Raw genomic sequence first — 17,216 nt, 5'->3', positions numbered from 1 at the left:
CCAAGAGAACAAACATTAATGACGTTGATATCCCTAAAAGACCTCATAGCCCACCTATGGCACGCCGCTCATATCATCACCGGCCCCATAGACGCCTCTGACTACAAAACATACATCTTCCCGATTCTGTTTTTCAAACGGATATGCGATGTGTACGACGAGGAGTTTGAGCAGGCCATGGCGCAAGTGGGTGATGAAGAGCTTGCCAAGGGCGATATGTTTCATCGCATACAGATTCCAGAAAACTGTCACTGGAGCCATGTATTCAATCGAACGAAAGACGTCGGCCAGGCTCTGAAGGATGCGTTCAGAGGCATCGAGCTGGCAAATCCAAAGCTCCATGGCATTTTTGGCGATGCCAGCTGGACCAACAAAGATCGCTTATCAGACGAGCTGTTGAGCACACTGCTTAACCATTTCAATAAAGTGAATCTGGGTGTCGCCAGCGTACGCGATGACGATATGGGTCGTGCGTACGAATACCTGATTAAACGTTTTGCAGATAAGGCCAACAAAAAGGCCGGCGAATTCTATACCCCGCGCACGATTGTTCGCTTGATGGTCAATATTCTTGACCCCAAAGCCGGTGAAAGTGTCTATGACCCCGCATGCGGTACCGGCGGCATGCTGCTGGAAACCATCCATCACGTTAAAGAAAACGGCGGTGATCCACGCCTGCTAAAAATCAAAGGCCAAGAAAAGAACCTAACCACCGAAGCCATTGCGCGCATGAATCTGTTTCTCCATGGCCAGGAAGACTTCGATATTGTGCGCGGCGATACATTGCGTGACCCTAAGTTTCTGGTCAGTGATCGTTTGGAAACCTTTGATTGTGTAATCGCCAACCCGCCATTCAGCCTCAAAGAATGGGGCTATGATCTTTGGTCGGCGGACCCTTACGGCCGTAAACAATATGGCCTGGCGCCCAAAACTAACGGCGATTTTGCCTGGGTGCAGCACATGTTCGCCTCGTTAAACGACAAGGGGCGAATGGCTGTCGTTTTGCCGCATGGCGTGCTGTTCCGTGGCGGAGCTGAAGGCGCCATCCGCACCAAACTACTACAAGAGAATCGCATTGAAGCCATTATCGGTGTGGCATCGAACCTCTTTTATGGCACAGGCATTCCAGCCAGCATCCTTGTGCTGCGCAAATCACGTCCGCAGACTCATAAAGATCATATGCTGATCATTAATGCCGAAGAAATCTTCACCAAAGGTCGAGCACAAAACACCCTAAGCAATGATCAAGCCGATGAAATCTACGGCATCTACCAAAGCCAGATTCAACAGGGCCCTAAAGTTGCAGAAATTGAAGGGGTTGCCCGCTGGGTACCAGTTAGTGAAATCGAAGAAAACGACTTCAACTTAAACATTGCGCGCTATGTTCAAAAGCCACTGGAAGAAGAGACCATCTCGGTAGAAGAGGCGCTGAAGGATTTTCAACAAAAACTCGCCGCGTTGGAACAAGCCGAAGACGAATTGGAAGCCCTACTGATCCAAGAGGGTTTTGAGATATGAATAAAACCGATTTAGAAAACCTCCTTTGGGGCGCGGCCGAGTTTTTACGCGGCCAAATCGACGCCTCAGACTACAAACAGTACATCTTCCCGCTGCTGTTTTATAAACGCCTGTCGGATGTGTACTTAGAAGAATACGCCGAAGCGTTGGAGATTCACGAAGGCGATGCCGAATACGCCGCTATGCCCATGTTTCACCGCTTTGATATTCCACAAGAAGCGCGTTGGGAAAAGGTGCGCAACACCAGCAAAAACATTGGTGAAGCCATTCAAAACGCGCTGCGTTTAATCGAAGCCAATAACCCGCGTTTGCATGGCGTGTTTGGTGATGCCCAGTGGACCAATAAAGAGCGTCTGCCCGATCACCTGCTGTCTGATCTGATTGAGCACTTCAGTAAAATTCCGCTGGGGATTAAATCGGTCGCCCAGGACGATCTAGGCGAAGCCTACGAATACCTGATTAAAAAGTTTGCTGACGACTCCGGCCATACCGCCGCCGAGTTTTATACCAACCGTACCGTGGTGCATTTGATGACCCGCATCATGGGCTTGAAACCCGGTGAAACCGCCTACGACCCCACCTGCGGCACCGGCGGAATGTTGCTTAACGCGGTGATGGATCTGCGCGAACGTGGTGAAGAATGGCGCAGTGTGCATTTGTATGGCCAAGAAGTAAATTTGCTCACCTCGGCCATCGCCCGCATGAATATGTTCCTGCACGACATTGAAGAGTTCGATGTGCTACGCGGCGATACCTTGGCCGAACCCAAGTTTATTGAAAACGACCAGCTCAAGCAGTTTGATGTGATTTTTGCCAACCCGCCGTATTCCATCAAAAAGTGGAACCGCGATAAGTTTGCGGCCGACCCCTATGGCCGCAACCTCTATGGCGTACCACCGCAAGGCTGCGCCGACTATGCGTTTTACACCCATATCATCCTTAGCCTGAAACCCGATACTGGCCGCGCCGCCATGCTCTGGCCACACGGCGTGTTGTTTCGCGATTCCGAGCAAAGAATCCGTAAACAAGTGATTGAGTCCGACATTATCGAAGCGGTGATTGGCCTTGGGCCAAACCTGTTTTACAACTCGCCGATGGAATCCTGCGTGGTAGTGCTCAATTGCAACAAGCCAGCCGAGCGAAAAAACAAAGTATTGTTTATCAATGGCGTGGAATACGTTACCCGCGAGCGCGCCCACAGCCGCCTGTCAGATGATGATTTGACCGTGCTTTGCGAGGCGTACTTTGAACCCGAGAAGCAAAGCGACATTGCTGCGTTGGTGGATATCGACACCCTTAAAGAGAACCTCTACAACCTGTCGATTCCGCTTTATGTGCAAGCGCAAAACAATGGCGAAGTGCACGATATTGAACATGCTATCGAGGCGTGGAAAGTCAGCCGAGTGCAATTAAAAAAACAGACTAATAAATTATTCCAAAGCCTTGCAAAGCTTGGATACACCGTTGAAAGCAAGGTGGAACAATAAATGAGCGAACAGCAATTACCTGAAGGCTGGCAAATGATAAAGTTTGGCGATATCGCCAAACATATCTCTAAGCGTGTCGAGCCCAGCGAAACTGACCTAGAAATCTATGTCGGCCTGGAACATTTAGATGCAGATAGCCTAAAAATAAAGCGTCATGGTGTACCCAGCGATGTTGCAGGCCAAAAGCTGTTGGTGAAAAAAGGACAAGTCATTTTTGGTAAGCGACGCGCCTATCAACGCAAAGTGGCGGTTGCTGATTGGGACTGTATTTGTTCCGCACACGCCATGGTGCTGGAGGCAAATCCTAAAAATGTAGTACCAGAATTTTTGCCATTTTTTATGCAGTCAGATGTGTTTATGAATCGCGCGGTAGCTATATCTGAAGGCTCATTATCACCAACTATTAAATGGAAAGTGCTTAGCGAGCAGCGTTTTGTTATTCCCACAGAAGACAAACAGTCGATATTACTGCAACTCCTTAAAAAATCTGAGGAAACAATTAGTCACTGCGATGCCAGCATTATTGCTGTTGATCAAGCAACAAATGCATTGAGGTCCAAAGAGTTTGTTTCTGATAGTGGAATGATTGAGCTTCAAGAAATAGCTGATATTGTCATGGGTCAGTCTCCTAAAGGCTCAAATTGCTTTGATACATATATCGACGGAAGTTTACCTCTTCTCAATGGGCCCACCGAGTTTGGCGAGGAGTTTCCTACTCCTGTCCAATACACCAATCAAGTAACACGGGAGTAAGCGTCCAACGCCACCATCTAAAAATCCCTCGCAGCCACTGTTATCCTCAGGATTTTTCCACGAGGAGAGCACATGGCATTATCGGACAAACAGAAACATCACATCGAAGCCTGGCAAGCCAGCGGATTGACGAAATCAGCGTATTGCCGTCAGACGGGTTTGAACGTCAAAACCTTTGGCCGCTGGTGCCGATTGGCTCGGCAAGCGGTTGACGCCGATGCGCCGACATTGATACCGGTCCGGCTGCAACCGGAGCCGGCGGTCTCGGGTTCGTTGTCGTTACGTTGGCCGCAAGGCCACGTTTTAGAGCTGCCGGTCAGTGTATCGCCGCATTGGCTCGGGGAGTTGCTGCAATGTCTGGTTTGATTGAGAGTCCGGCGCAAATCTGGCTGGCGGTCGAGCCGGTCGATATGAGGCGGGGCATCGATGGCTTGTCGGCGATTGTCCAACAGCGCTTAGGACATGCGCCATGCGCCGGGGCAGCGTTTATTTTTCGCAATCGCGCCGGTAATCGTTTGAAAGTGTTGCTGTGGGACGGCAATGGCGTTTGGTTGTGTCAACGCCGTCTGCATCGAGGCTCGTTTACCTGGCCCAAGGCCTCCGAAACCGTATTTGCCCTGAGTCAGGCGCAGTGGCAATGGTTGATTGCCGGGGTCGATTGGCAGCGCTTATCGGCGTCATCGTCAGCCGATTGGCAAGTCTAAAAGGCCTGAAAAAAACACGTAAAAATTCGTAGAAACCCAGTTGAATCAAGTGCTTCAGAGGGCTTGATAGGGTATAATAAGCCCCATGAATCCACTGGCCGAACTCGATCAATTGAACCTGGAGCCCGCCGCGAAAAACCATGTCGCGGCGTTGCTGCAGGCGCTTCTTGATCAAGCTGCTCAGGACGCCAAAACCATTGAGGCTAAAGAAGCTGACATCCAGGCTAAAGACCTCAAAATCGGCGCCCTGACCTACGAATTGGCCTACTACAAGCGTATCCGCTTCAGCACCAAGAGCGAAGCGCTGGCACCACTGCAACGCGACGTGTTCGAGGAAACTCTCGATGCCGACATTGCCGCTATCGAAGCCGAGGTCGAGCAGCTTCAAGACGGCCCGGCGTGTGATACTGTGGTTCGCCCCAAACGTCCGCGCGCCGGCCGCCAGCCCTTACCGGATCATTTGCCCCGCATCGAGCACCGTCACGACCCCGAATCCTGCACTTGCGGTCAGTGCGGCAAGGACTTGGTCAAGATCGGCGAAGACGTCACCGAACAACTGGACGTCGAGCCGGCTAAATTCTTTGTCCATCGTCATATCCGCCCGCAATATGCCTGCCGAGCCTGTGAAACCGTCACGGCGGCGCCGATTCCTCCAGCCGTGATCGACGGCGGTATGGCGGCAGTCGGCTTGCTGACCTGGGTGCTGATCGGCAAATTCCTCGATCACTTGCCGTTGTACCGATTGGAACAGATCGCCGCCCGTAGCGGTGTGATCTTGTCCCGCTCGACACTGGCCGATTGGGTCGGACGCCTCGGCGTCGCCCTGGAGCCCTTGGCCGATCGTTTAACCTGGCACTTATTGCATCGCGATAGCTTGCATGCCGACGAAACCCCGGTTTCGCAACTGGATCCCGGCAACGGCAAAACCAAGAAAGCCTATTTATGGGCTTATCGCAGCAACGATTTGCAACCCGGCCCCAAGATCCTCGTCTTCGACTACCAAGCCGGCCGGAGTGGCCGGCATGCGCAGCAATTTCTACAAGGCTGGCACGGTCACCTGCTGGTCGATGACTACAGTGGCTACAAAGCCCTGTTTGCGACGGCGCGTGCGCATCCCGAATCATCTTGCCTACTCGAACCGTGTGTCGAATTGGCGTGCTGGGCGCATGTGCGCCGAAAATTCTTCGATCTGTATCAGGCCAATCAGAGCCCGATCGCGCAGGAGGCGTTAAATCGTATCGCGGTCTTATATGTGGTAGAAGCCGACGCGCGGGAACTGACATCCCGAGAGCGCCAAACCCTTCGGGCCGAAAAAAGCCTGCCGGCACTCACGGACTTACACGACTGGCTGCACCAAACCCGGTTGCGCACCGCACCGAATACCGCGACCGCCAAAGCCATCGATCACGCGTTAAAACGCTGGCCAGCCCTGACACGATATGCCGAAACTGGCGATTTACCCATAGACAACAACCCGGTAGAAAACGCCATCCGGCCCATTGCCCTGGGCAAAAAAAACTGGCTGTTCGCCGGATCCGAGCGTGCCGGTCAACGGGCCGCCGTCATCCAAACCCTGCTCGGCACTGCCAAACTCAATGGCCTCGATCCCGCCGCTTGGTTAAATGAAACCCTGGAAAAACTCCCTACCTGGCCCAATAGCCGGATCGACGAGCTGTTGCCTTTCGACCATCTGGATTAAATCATGCTCAGTTGAGTACGAATAGGTGGCTCGGCTGGACGCTTACGAAAGTTTTTTAGATGGTGGCGTTGGACGCTTACATTATAGCGGCAAAATAAGCTAGTATACCTCCATCTATTTACACTGAATTTGGACTTCTTGAAATATGGGGAAAATGAGTAATTTGACAGAAAATGCGCTAAACGCAGTCTGTCCGTATTTCACAATGTTTCCCTTGGAATACCCAACCAAAATTCTAAAGAGACTCAAATCAGAATCACCGGTTGTAATGGACCCCTTTTGCGGGAGAGGAACTTCGCTGTTTGCTGCCCGAAAATTTGGGTTAGATGCATGGGGCATAGATTCTTCTCCTGTTGCGGTAGCAATAGCCAGAGCAAAACTCGCAAGCTGTGAAAGCAATGAGGTTATTGAGCTTGCTCAGAAGTTGCTTTTCACGGTAGAAGATATCCAAGTTCCCACATCATATTTTTTCAACTGGGCATACCACAAAGACACACTTTCACAAATATGTAAAATCAGAAATGGGCTTCTTAACATTAGACGAGAGACTGATGCATCGGTTGTCTTAAGGGCAGTTTGTTTGGGGGCGCTGCATGGTCCTCTCACTAAATCGATTGATACGGCGTCCTATTTCTCAAATCAGATGCCACGCACATTTTCGTCCAAGCCAGACTACTCAGTTAGGTACTGGAAAGAGCGTAACATGAAGCCGCCTAAGATCGATGTTTTAACGGTCGTAAGCAAAAGAACGCTGCGTCTGCATGGTCTTGGTGATAAAGTCTCTGGAAGTTTCCAGCAAATTTTGAATGGTGATTCGCGACTTATTGAATCATTTAACAGCTCAAGAAGAGATTTTACTACGGTCATTACTTCACCGCCTTACTATGGGATGCGTACATATGTGCAGGATCAGTGGTTAAGAAACTGGTTTTTGGGTGGTCCTGACTATGTCGATTATAGTGTCGATGAGCAATTGGATCATGGTGGCCAAGCTGTCTTCGCTGCATCGCTAGGGAAAGTGTGGAGCAACATGGCGCTATCTACTTCTGATCAGCTCAGAATGTTTATCCGATTTGGAATCATTCCTTCTGCTAAAGTCGATGCAAAAAAACTTTTTTTGGAATCACTTGAATCATCAGGTGCTAGCTGGAAAGTCGTATCGGTCAGAAATGCAAAAACAGCTGATGAAGGAAAGCGACAAGCTGGGCAAATGAAATCGAACTCGACGGCATCATCCGAGTTCGATTTTCATGTGCTAAGAGTTTAGCTTACACGCTTTCATGCCATCTCAGTTCGAACTCTCTGTCCCCGCTGGATAGCGGATGAACATACTTTTGTGATTCAGAACAAAACTCATCGATATAAGATTTTAGTGCTCTGGCAGATTCTGCGATCTTTTTGTCGCTTGGCAAATGATAGGCGAGTGACTTCGGCATAATCATTATGCACTTGGCCATAGCGCGCGACACCGCAACATTGGTCCTTTCTAGCTGCATCAAGAACTCCTCCTCAGACTCCACAATTTCTGAGTCCCCAACGCCAAATGAAACAATAATTGTGTGTCGCTGGCCACCTTGGAATCGTTCAACCGTGTCCACCGCAGAAAATATTTTTTCTTTATCTGCACTCGGAAATAGTTGATTCAACTTTGAAATTATTAGCGATTTTTGCGCCTTATGAGGCGTTACTATTCCAACACATTTTTCGAAGAACTCATCCTCATTTGCGGGTCTATGATGAACTGTCTGATTAGTTCCATCAAGGAAATAACTGGCACTGTTAAATAAGTGCCAAATCAAAGTAACAACTAACTCTGCCTCTTCGGGATTTGCTTGGGACGATGCGATATCCTCATGGATTAAACTGATCACCGCTTTATTCGACGCTAGTGTTTCACCTATCAGGGGTGAATAAGAAATACCGGTTGCGGCTGGAGCACTGCTAGGCGCATTGATTTGATGTATCCGCAAATCCGGAAATTCAGGAACCAATGCCTGAGGGTAGTCGAGGCTGCGCGCGTAAGCGACGATGTCTGCACCTGAACGATAGTTAACCAGCAAGGGTAATGGCTTCATGTTAAACCGTTGCAATAGATATGTCTGGATACTCCCAACCAGATACTCCGCACCAATTGGAGCGTCTAGGCTCGCAATTGGCGGCATTTGCATGTGGTCTCCTGCGATCACCAATTGTGATGAATCCTTGAGAACTGCTAAAGCGCGTAGTGCCAAGATTACGGGGACCTGTGAACTCTCATCAATAATCGTTAGATCGAATATGGGTGCTAATGAGCCTTGGGAGCCCAGCAGTTGAACCATCGTTGGCAGGGCATGTGCAGCAGTACCAACAATTGTCACCTTGTTAAGATCCCGCATGCTTTGCAAAAACGTTCCGTGCAGCGGGTCACTATTTGTAAACCTTAATGCACCTCCGCCCAAATGAACTGCATTAAGATTCAGGGGGACTGGCTCTCTTGAGCGAGAAAAGCCACTAAATACATCAAGCACGCAGGATGAGTCGTTGGCAATACTGTTGATTGTTCTTTCTATTAACTCTTGAACAGCGCGATAGTTAGGGCCGGTTAGCAGAATTTTTAGACCAGAACCTTTCGCAATAGCTTCTGATGCTAGCGCATGAATTAATGCCGACAATGTATCGGTTTTGCCCGTACCAGGAGGCCCCCAGATAATACTGAGACTCTGTTTCGCACAGCCCTTAATAGCATCGATCTGGCTTTGATTGAGCGGATGCCGGTTTAAGCTCTTGGATTTTGAAACAATTGCCGTGACGTCAGATTGATTCCGGACAGCCTGTTTTGCGAGCTTATTAGCCTCCCAAAGTACAGTAGACGCTGGCGTTACCGGATCCGTACCTGCTTTACTCGATGGTGCGCGTCGACCTAAAGCAATGACCGCATTCTTGTCCGCTTTCGAATTAACAGGGTGACCAATTGCTTCAAGAATATCGATTGTATTGCTGGAATCATCGTATGGTGCTGACTCCATTAGAAAAACCGGCACTGTAAAATTATTAATTGCGGCGCTGTTCACTGCTGCTTGAAATAATCCATAGAGTTCTGACGGGCTAAAGCTAGGTTTAAATTCCACTTCTGCAACCCGGTTTACTCTATCAAATCGAATCAGTGACGCTGAAATAAATTGGTAAGTAGCCAATCTAAGTCGACGATACTCCAAGTTTGGAAAGGCCTGTTGACCGCCGAAGGAAAAGCCGGTTTGGAGCAGAAATCCAGGAGTATTTATCGAGCCTAGGGAAAGATATTTGTTACCCTCCTCAAGTTTGGATTCTGTGGAGTCTGGGCTTACTTCAAATTCAAAATGGTACGGACCTAAGATGCGAATAATCTTTGTCAGTACAATCGCCTTAAAAGACGATTCCAGTCGCTCTCCGGGCATAGTGAACTCAGAAATCCGTTCAACCTTGCTCGTCGCGGCATTGACTAAATCCCATTGTGCCCACAACTTCGAATCATCAGCTACACCTCTTTTCCCTGAAACACCCTGCAAACGAAGAACCCGTGCTGAGCCTTTTAACTTGCCTCTGAAATCATTTCGCAATCTGGCGGTAATAGTCGCTAGTGAATATGCCTGAGCCCTGAGCGCCTTGCCGTAGTCGGCGATAGCATCGTGAACCATGATGGTTCGAGAGCCGCGCATAAACACACCTGCAGGGGACTTCCATATTTCGTAGATGCGCTCTCGTGGAATGCTGTTGCCAAGCGGTTCTTGATAATAGTTGTCTACATTTTGTGGTGGCATTTGGGCTAGGTGGTACTCTTCTGCCACCCTTAAAAGCGTAAGCGCAAAGGGAATCGGTGTATTAACGATTCGCTGAATAATATCCTGGATGAAGACAATTGCAGGACTAATTTCGCCATCCTCTTTTTCAATCAGCTCATCCGGAGGAAATACCCAAGCTAGACTTTTCTGCTTGGCCGTAGGCAGGGCAAGAATTGCTCCTAAGTGGCGACCGAAGGCCTTGCAAAGCTCTTCATACTGGCGTACTTCCCAAAAATAAATTTGCGTCTTGGGGTTGCCAAGACTCTGTGCACCAAATTTGGCAACAGCTGAATCGACAACTCGAACAAATTCCTCAATGAAGTTTTGAACGACACCCCACTCGGATACGACCTCATCTTTAGGGTTTACGAAACTTGTTAGGCTTAAACGTTCCGGAGCGCTCGCCGAACCATACGGATATAGCAGATTTGCTCTAAAGCCAATGCCCGTTAAATACCCAGAAGACGCATCAAAGTTGACTGTAATGTCGATCTCTAGATTTATGTCCCGGGCAAGCCCAGCAACGATTGCGTTGGTGTCGGTTGTTAGGCTATTGGTCAATAAAGCCTGAGCTTTGCCTTCAATCGAATTTCGTTCTCGCTTCAAAAAGGTATGTTTGCCGAGTATGGCGGGTGAGGTGCTTGGCACCTGAGCCAGCGCATTGACAGTGCTTACACCATTATTTGACAGAATTTGTCGCGCGCCTTTGCTTAAGCCTGGAAGTCTACAAAGATGGTCCTGGGTTTCAGCGGCTCTGGAGCAATAGTTTTCTGGATTATTTTGGAAGAATATCTTGTCTGCAGGGTTAAGCCATTTCTCCACACCAAGCCAATCACAGGCGTTGCATTTGCCGGAGACATGGTAATCGACTGCTTTCCATCCACTGGCATCGCCAATAGAAATTACTCGAATCAAATCTTCCCTGAAAAATTTCAGTACGCTTGGCATGTATAGCAGGTAATTGACTAGCTCCCAGTCATACCGTAATGCATCGATTTTCTCTAATGGCGTTTTTATCGGTTTGGCAATTAATGCCTTACTGAAATTGAATAGCTCAGCGTTACTCCAAAGAAAGCATTGGTGCGATACGTAGTATTGATCGTCGAGATTATTAACGCTCAAATAGTTAGAAAGGAAAATTGAGTACAGACAAACTTCTGCGGCATAACTGGCATTTCCCTCCTGAACATTTTTCAGATCGATAACGGATAACGCGATACGACCGTCACTTCCATCAACATGCGATCGTCTTCCGTCGGGCAACACCTCCCAATCGGGTTCTGGGTTTGCCCATGCATAGATAAGGTCAGGGCGCATTCCACTCAGGGGCGGAATCAAGAAGGACTGCTCAGAATGACTGAGTCCCAGGTTGCCAAGAACGGTGCCTCGAAAGGTTTCAGGCTCTATAGCAGGCTGAATTATAAGCGTATTGGCAGCGTGCGCAGATAGGGTTTTCAGCAAATCGACATCGTTAAAAGATGGCTCGAATACAACGTTTCCTGGCAGCTCTCTCACTAACATCTCATATTGGCCACGCTCAAAGTCATTGCCTGCTTTGGTAATGATCTGAACGCCTGGACGGGACTTAAGTGGCACCGAAAGTCCGGCGACCTCAATGTTCTCTTTTTTTCCTGTGTGCAAAGATAAATAAAGCTCGCGGTCACATCCTGTTCTAAAGAACATCGACATGGTGCTTTTTGAGAGTAAGCGTCCAGCCGAGCCACCTATTCGTACTCAACTGAGCATGATTTAATCCAGATGGTCGAAAGGCAACAGCTCGTCGATCCGGCTATTGGGCCAGGTAGGGAGTTTTTCCAGGGTTTCATTTAACCAAGCGGCGGGATCGAGGCCATTGAGTTTGGCAGTGCCGAGCAGGGTTTGGATGACGGCGGCCCGTTGACCGGCACGCTCGGATCCGGCGAACAGCCAGTTTTTTTTGCCCAGGGCAATGGGCCGGATGGCGTTTTCTACCGGGTTGTTGTCTATGGGTAAATCGCCAGTTTCGGCATATCGTGTCAGGGCTGGCCAGCGTTTTAACGCGTGATCGATGGCTTTGGCGGTCGCGGTATTCGGTGCGGTGCGCAACCGGGTTTGGTGCAGCCAGTCGTGTAAGTCCGTGAGTGCCGGCAGGCTTTTTTCGGCCCGAAGGGTTTGGCGCTCTCGGGATGTCAGTTCCCGCGCGTCGGCTTCTACCACATATAAGACCGCGATACGATTTAACGCCTCCTGCGCGATCGGGCTCTGATTGGCCTGATACAGATCGAAGAATTTTCGGCGCACATGCGCCCAGCACGCCAATTCGACACACGGTTCGAGTAGGCAAGATGATTCGGGATGCGCACGCGCCGTCGCAAACAGGGCTTTGTAGCCACTGTAGTCATCGACCAGCAGGTGACCGTGCCAGCCTTGTAGAAATTGCTGCGCATGCCGGCCACTCCGGCCGGCTTGGTAGTCGAAGACGAGGATCTTGGGGCCGGGTTGCAAATCGTTGCTGCGATAAGCCCATAAATAGGCTTTCTTGGTTTTGCCGTTGCCGGGATCCAGTTGCGAAACCGGGGTTTCGTCGGCATGCAAGCTATCGCGATGCAATAAGTGCCAGGTTAAACGATCGGCCAAGGGCTCCAGGGCGACGCCGAGGCGTCCGACCCAATCGGCCAGTGTCGAGCGGGACAAGATCACACCGCTACGGGCGGCGATCTGTTCCAATCGGTACAACGGCAAGTGATCGAGGAATTTGCCGATCAGCACCCAGGTCAGCAAGCCGACTGCCGCCATACCGCCGTCGATCACGGCTGGAGGAATCGGCGCCGCCGTGACGGTTTCACAGGCTCGGCAGGCATATTGCGGGCGGATATGACGATGGACAAAGAATTTAGCCGGCTCGACGTCCAGTTGTTCGGTGACGTCTTCGCCGATCTTGACCAAGTCCTTGCCGCACTGACCGCAAGTGCAGGATTCGGGGTCGTGACGGTGCTCGATGCGGGGCAAATGATCCGGTAAGGGCTGGCGGCCGGCGCGCGGACGTTTGGGGCGAACCACAGTATCACACGCCGGGCCGTCTTGAAGCTGCTCGACCTCGGCTTCGATAGCGGCAATGTCGGCATCGAGAGTTTCCTCGAACACGTCGCGTTGCAGTGGTGCCAGCGCTTCGCTCTTGGTGCTGAAGCGGATACGCTTGTAGTAGGCCAATTCGTAGGTCAGGGCGCCGATTTTGAGGTCTTTAGCCTGGATGTCAGCTTCTTTAGCCTCAATGGTTTTGGCGTCCTGAGCAGCTTGATCAAGAAGCGCCTGCAGCAACGCCGCGACATGGTTTTTCGCGGCGGGCTCCAGGTTCAATTGATCGAGTTCGGCCAGTGGATTCATGGGGCTTATTATACCCTATCAAGCCCTCTGAAGCACTTGATTCAACTGGGTTTCTACGAATTTTTACGTGTTTTTTTCAGGCCTTTTAGACTTGCCAATCGGCTGACGATGACGCCGATAAGCGCTGCCAATCGACCCCGGCAATCAACCATTGCCACTGCGCCTGACTCAGGGCAAATACGGTTTCGGAGGCCTTGGGCCAGGTAAACGAGCCTCGATGCAGACGGCGTTGACACAACCAAACGCCATTGCCGTCCCACAGCAACACTTTCAAACGATTACCGGCGCGATTGCGAAAAATAAACGCTGCCCCGGCGCATGGCGCATGTCCTAAGCGCTGTTGGACAATCGCCGACAAGCCATCGATGCCCCGCCTCATATCGACCGGCTCGACCGCCAGCCAGATTTGCGCCGGACTCTCAATCAAACCAGACATTGCAGCAACTCCCCGAGCCAATGCGGCGATACACTGACCGGCAGCTCTAAAACGTGGCCTTGCGGCCAACGTAACGACAACGAACCCGAGACCGCCGGCTCCGGTTGCAGCCGGACCGGTATCAATGTCGGCGCATCGGCGTCAACCGCTTGCCGAGCCAATCGGCACCAGCGGCCAAAGGTTTTGACGTTCAAACCCGTCTGACGGCAATACGCTGATTTCGTCAATCCGCTGGCTTGCCAGGCTTCGATGTGATGTTTCTGTTTGTCCGATAATGCCATGTGCTCTCCTCGTGGAAAAATCCTGAGGATAACAGTGGCTGCGAGGGATTTTTAGATGGTGGCGTTGGACGCTTACTTTTGAGATTCTTTTTCTGACGGTCATTTGTCCATCCTTGTTAGTAATGTTCTTCGATGTAGGCGTAAGCCTTATTAAACAGCTCTTTATCTTTACCCAGCCCAAATTGAGCAAGCGTCACCAGAAGCGCCTTTTGGATTTCACGCGGTCCACTATTGGAGTTTTGCCAACCTTCGAAACGGGTGGCTTTGACGATTTTGTCGATCTGCTCAACCACATCGCCTATTAACTTGGGCGTGGTTTCGGGCCGGGTTTCCAGGAAGAGCTTGGTTAAGGCCTGCTTGTTATCTTCTTCAGTAACGACGCGGTCGCCAGTTTCGCGCTCGGCTTGCACGGTGTCCTTGGCGGCGTCTAACAGGCCTTTTAACCAATCGATCGCTTTAATCACACCGGCTTCGTAGTCTTGGCGCAGCTTCTCCAGACGCTCACCCAGCTCGACAAATTTCGGATCGGTGTGACCTCGCAGGCGCCCCATTAAGTCAATCTCCAGTCGCTTCGCGCGTTGTTCTTGTTCTTTGTCGGTCAGCGTAAAAATGGCGTGCTCATCCATGATCAGCTCATCGATATCGTCGCGGATGCGGTTGATATCGGTATGCTCATGGATCATCTTGATGGTTTCGGGGCCCAATGCCGCCCACACAAGAGCGCCAGTTTGGCCTACAGGGCGGACGGACTAAATTTGCGCCAGCCATTTATAATCCTTTCTGAAAGGACTTAAGAATGGGTCAGGATTAATAGCTGACCACAGCTTGGACAACACACCGAAGCTGGCGGCAAACTCATCGCGCTTTTCATTGGTCGGCAAACATTCTTGCGCGGCCATAATGCCTTCAAAACCTTCTAGCGTACGGTCCACATTGGGGAAGAAGTCCAGGCACTTTTTAAGCTGAGCAGGCAGCAGCTCTTTAAAGGCCTCAATGCCTTCCACTACGCCATCAATCTCTTCCGGATTATAGGCCAGCGCGGTGCGCAGGTTTTCAAATACGCCGAGATAGTCAATGATCAGGCCCATGTCTTTGCGCACATCATCAGTTTCATAGAGACGATTGGTGCGGCACATCGCCTGTAACAGAGTGTGATCGCGCAGGGGCTTATCCAGGTACATGCAATAGCAGATAGGCGCATTAAATCCGGTGAGCAACTTGGCGGTCACGATAATCAGCTGTATCGGGTGCTTGGGATCTTTGTAGCTCTCGATCAGGTCTTTCTGAGTTTGATCTTCGGCATCAATCTGCTGCCAGCGCTCAAAATCGGCTTGCTGAATCGGCAGTTCTAAATCCTCATGCCACTTGCGCCAGTCTTTGTTGAGCTTGTCTTTTTTACCGCCTTCTCCGGCTTTTACCGGTGCTTGGTCGACGTTCATCACCACTTCAACGGCATCAAAGCCGAGTTTTTCACCGAGCAAATAGTACATCTGCACGCAAGCGTCGCGGTCGTACACCACCACCATGCCTTTCATCTTTTTCGGCTTCACATGGCTGGTAAAGTGCTCGGCAATATCGGAGCTGACTGCGGCCATGCGTTTGGGTGCTTTGAGCATCACAGCCAATTTACCTGCACGCTTGGAGAGCGCCGCCTTTTCTTCTTCGTCCAGGTTGTTTTCTTGGGCCAGCTGTTCAAATTCTTGGTTAATGGCGTCACGGTCTACGCGCAGTTCAGCCAAGCGTGGCTCGAACTTAACCGGGTTGGTGGCGCCATCGCGGATCGACTGTTTGTAGCTATAGCGATTCATATAGCGGCCGGGGTCCTCCTCGGCGCCGAATAGCTTGAACGTGTTGCGGTCAATGCCCGAAATCGGTGTGCCGGTTAAACCGTAGAAGTGCGCTTGTGGCAGGGCCCAGCGCATTTTCTCGCCCAAGCCGCCCTCTTGGGTGCGGTGTGCTTCGTCTACGAGCACGATGATGTTGTCGCGGTTATTCAGGCCACTGGGATTGCACTCGTCAATCTCGACCTCTTTAAACTTGAAGATGGTGGTGATCAATATTCCACGGCTGTCTTGCTCAATATGCTCACCGAGCTTTTTGCAGCTTTGCACCTTGATGAGGTTTTTAACGTCCGCACCGCCAAAGGTTTCGTTGATTTGACTGTCCAGATCGCGGCGATCGACCACGATCAATACGGTGGGATTTTTAAGCGCATTTTCGGCGCGCAGCATTTTGGCGGCATAGAGCATCAACAGGGATTTACCCGAACCCTGGAAGTGCCAGATCAGGCCTTTTTTCGGGTAACCTTTGCGCACACGCTCCACAATCTGCTTTGCAGCTTCAAACTGCGGGTAACGCGGTAGAATTTTAATGCGCTTGGGTGGCGTGTTCTTACCGGTTTTAACCGTTGAAAACAACGCGAAGGATTCGAGTAACTGCAATAAGGTTAGTGGGTTTAACAAGCCCTCACAACTATCCAGCACTGACGCTATGCCAGGAAGAATCTCATCACGCTGATCTGTGTTGTGCCAAGGACCCCAATCTTTTACCCGGGCATTGATGGCACCGTAAGCAAAGGTTTTGCCCTCACTGGCGAAACAGAGCAGGTTGGGCACAAAGAAGGGTTCTACGTTTTTCCAATAGTGTTTTTTACCGCCCATAAAATCGGCGGCCCCATCTTGCCAGGTAACACTCGGGCGCGTTGCGGTTTTCACTTCGCCCACCACCAAGGGAATACCGTTTACATAAAGAACGATGTCAAAATACACTTCAGTGGCCGCGATATAGTGCACTTGCTGCGCGACCACAAAGTGGTTGTTGTCGATATTGTCGAAATCAATCAGATTGATGGTGATATGGTCGCCGTTCTCGCCAAAGGGCAAGGTTTTCTCGGCCATCAACCATTCATGGAAGTTTTCATTGGCCTTGACCAAGCCGGTGTGGCGTGCTTCCAGCACCACACCACGCAGTTTATAAATCACTTCGTCCGCGTAATCCGGCTGCTTGGCGATATCGGGGTTTAACGAACAAAGCGCGTCTTTAAGCCATTCATCAACGAAGATATTCTGCACTTGTTTAGGCAGGTTCTCACCGTGGCAGTAAGTCCACTTTGCTCCGCTTAAGCTTTTTAAGCGGTCGATAATTCCATTTTCTGTGACGGTTTGTTCGTTAAACACTT

General features: G+C 50.5%; 11 protein-coding genes and 1 pseudogene. 7 read left to right on the top strand and 5 right to left on the bottom strand.

Annotated features, from left to right (window positions below; genetic code table 11):
• Positions 1-18: 18 nt before the first annotated feature.
• The 7 genes from ACINK7_RS12610 to ACINK7_RS12580 all read left to right on the top strand — a co-directional run bounded on the left by ACINK7_RS12610 (position 19) and on the right by ACINK7_RS12580 (position 7,428).
• Positions 19-1,518, top strand: coding sequence for an N-6 DNA methylase (locus tag ACINK7_RS12610; protein ID WP_404355602.1), 1,500 nt, complete (start codon positions 19-21; stop codon positions 1,516-1,518).
• Positions 1,515-3,005, top strand: a complete 1,491-nt coding sequence (locus ACINK7_RS12605) for an N-6 DNA methylase (protein ID WP_404355600.1) — start codon at positions 1,515-1,517, stop codon at positions 3,003-3,005. The genes ACINK7_RS12610 and ACINK7_RS12605 overlap by 4 nt, the downstream gene beginning before the upstream one ends.
• On the top strand, positions 3,006-3,758 hold the full coding sequence (locus ACINK7_RS12600) for a restriction endonuclease subunit S (RefSeq protein WP_404355598.1): 753 nt from the start codon (positions 3,006-3,008) through the stop codon (positions 3,756-3,758).
• Between the two features lie 72 nt (positions 3,759-3,830).
• Positions 3,831-4,124 (top strand): IS66 family insertion sequence element accessory protein TnpA, encoded by a 294-nt coding sequence (gene tnpA, locus ACINK7_RS12595; RefSeq protein WP_404355498.1) that lies wholly within the window; start codon positions 3,831-3,833, stop codon positions 4,122-4,124.
• Positions 4,112-4,462, top strand: a complete 351-nt coding sequence (gene tnpB / locus ACINK7_RS12590) for an IS66 family insertion sequence element accessory protein TnpB (protein ID WP_404355496.1) — start codon at positions 4,112-4,114, stop codon at positions 4,460-4,462. Before tnpA (ACINK7_RS12595) ends, tnpB (ACINK7_RS12590) begins: the two co-directional genes overlap by 13 nt.
• An 85-nt stretch (positions 4,463-4,547) precedes the next feature.
• Positions 4,548-6,161: an IS66 family transposase gene (gene tnpC, locus ACINK7_RS12585; RefSeq protein WP_404355494.1), complete on the top strand. Its 1,614-nt coding sequence runs from the start codon at positions 4,548-4,550 to the stop codon at positions 6,159-6,161.
• 154 nt (positions 6,162-6,315) lie between these two features.
• A complete protein-coding gene (locus tag ACINK7_RS12580; protein ID WP_404355597.1) occupies positions 6,316-7,428 on the top strand; it encodes a DNA methyltransferase in 1,113 nt (370 codons plus the stop codon).
• Position 7,429: 1 nt separating this feature from the next.
• Here ACINK7_RS12580 and ACINK7_RS12575 read toward each other — a convergent pair whose 3' ends face one another.
• The 5 genes and pseudogenes from ACINK7_RS12575 to ACINK7_RS12555 all read right to left on the bottom strand — a co-directional run bounded on the left by ACINK7_RS12575 (position 7,430) and on the right by ACINK7_RS12555 (position 17,214).
• Positions 7,430-11,641: an AAA domain-containing protein gene (locus ACINK7_RS12575; protein WP_404355595.1), complete on the bottom strand. Its 4,212-nt coding sequence runs from the start codon at positions 11,639-11,641 to the stop codon at positions 7,430-7,432.
• Between the two features lie 66 nt (positions 11,642-11,707).
• A complete protein-coding gene (tnpC, locus tag ACINK7_RS12570; protein WP_404355494.1) occupies positions 11,708-13,321 on the bottom strand; it encodes an IS66 family transposase in 1,614 nt (537 codons plus the stop codon).
• A gap of 85 nt (positions 13,322-13,406) precedes the next feature.
• The gene (gene tnpB, locus ACINK7_RS12565; RefSeq protein WP_404355496.1) at positions 13,407-13,757 is read right to left on the bottom strand and encodes an IS66 family insertion sequence element accessory protein TnpB; all 351 of its coding nucleotides are present in this window, start codon (positions 13,755-13,757) and stop codon (positions 13,407-13,409) included.
• Entirely contained in the window at positions 13,745-14,038 is a 294-nt protein-coding gene (gene tnpA / locus ACINK7_RS12560) for an IS66 family insertion sequence element accessory protein TnpA (protein ID WP_404355498.1), read from the bottom strand. Before tnpA (ACINK7_RS12560) ends, tnpB (ACINK7_RS12565) begins: the two co-directional genes overlap by 13 nt.
• A gap of 116 nt (positions 14,039-14,154) precedes the next feature.
• A pseudogene (locus ACINK7_RS12555) lies at positions 14,155-17,214 on the bottom strand (type I restriction endonuclease subunit R).
• Between the last annotated feature and the right edge of the window lie 2 nt (positions 17,215-17,216).

Origin of the sequence: Methylotuvimicrobium sp. KM1 (assembly GCF_044788715.1) — a bacterium.
Lineage (GTDB): Bacteria > Pseudomonadota > Gammaproteobacteria > Methylococcales > Methylomonadaceae > Methylotuvimicrobium.
Note: the sequence above shows the minus strand (reverse complement) of the source record. Positions and strands in the feature narration are given on the sequence as shown.

Excerpts from the sequence above, each read along its gene's own strand:
- ACINK7_RS12610 (WP_404355602.1), top strand. The coding sequence starts at position 19 with ATGACGTTGATATCCCTAAAAGACCTCATAGCCCACCTATGGCACGCC.
- ACINK7_RS12605 (WP_404355600.1), top strand. The coding sequence starts at position 1,515 with ATGAATAAAACCGATTTAGAAAACCTCCTTTGGGGCGCGGCCGAGTTT.
- ACINK7_RS12600 (WP_404355598.1), top strand. The coding sequence starts at position 3,006 with ATGAGCGAACAGCAATTACCTGAAGGCTGGCAAATGATAAAGTTTGGC.
- tnpA (WP_404355498.1), top strand. The coding sequence starts at position 3,831 with ATGGCATTATCGGACAAACAGAAACATCACATCGAAGCCTGGCAAGCC.
- tnpB (WP_404355496.1), top strand. The coding sequence starts at position 4,112 with ATGTCTGGTTTGATTGAGAGTCCGGCGCAAATCTGGCTGGCGGTCGAG.
- tnpC (WP_404355494.1), top strand. The coding sequence starts at position 4,548 with ATGAATCCACTGGCCGAACTCGATCAATTGAACCTGGAGCCCGCCGCG.
- ACINK7_RS12580 (WP_404355597.1), top strand. The coding sequence starts at position 6,316 with ATGAGTAATTTGACAGAAAATGCGCTAAACGCAGTCTGTCCGTATTTC.
- ACINK7_RS12575 (WP_404355595.1), bottom strand. The coding sequence starts at position 11,641 with ATGTTCTTTAGAACAGGATGTGACCGCGAGCTTTATTTATCTTTGCAC.
- tnpC (WP_404355494.1), bottom strand. The coding sequence starts at position 13,321 with ATGAATCCACTGGCCGAACTCGATCAATTGAACCTGGAGCCCGCCGCG.
- tnpB (WP_404355496.1), bottom strand. The coding sequence starts at position 13,757 with ATGTCTGGTTTGATTGAGAGTCCGGCGCAAATCTGGCTGGCGGTCGAG.
- tnpA (WP_404355498.1), bottom strand. The coding sequence starts at position 14,038 with ATGGCATTATCGGACAAACAGAAACATCACATCGAAGCCTGGCAAGCC.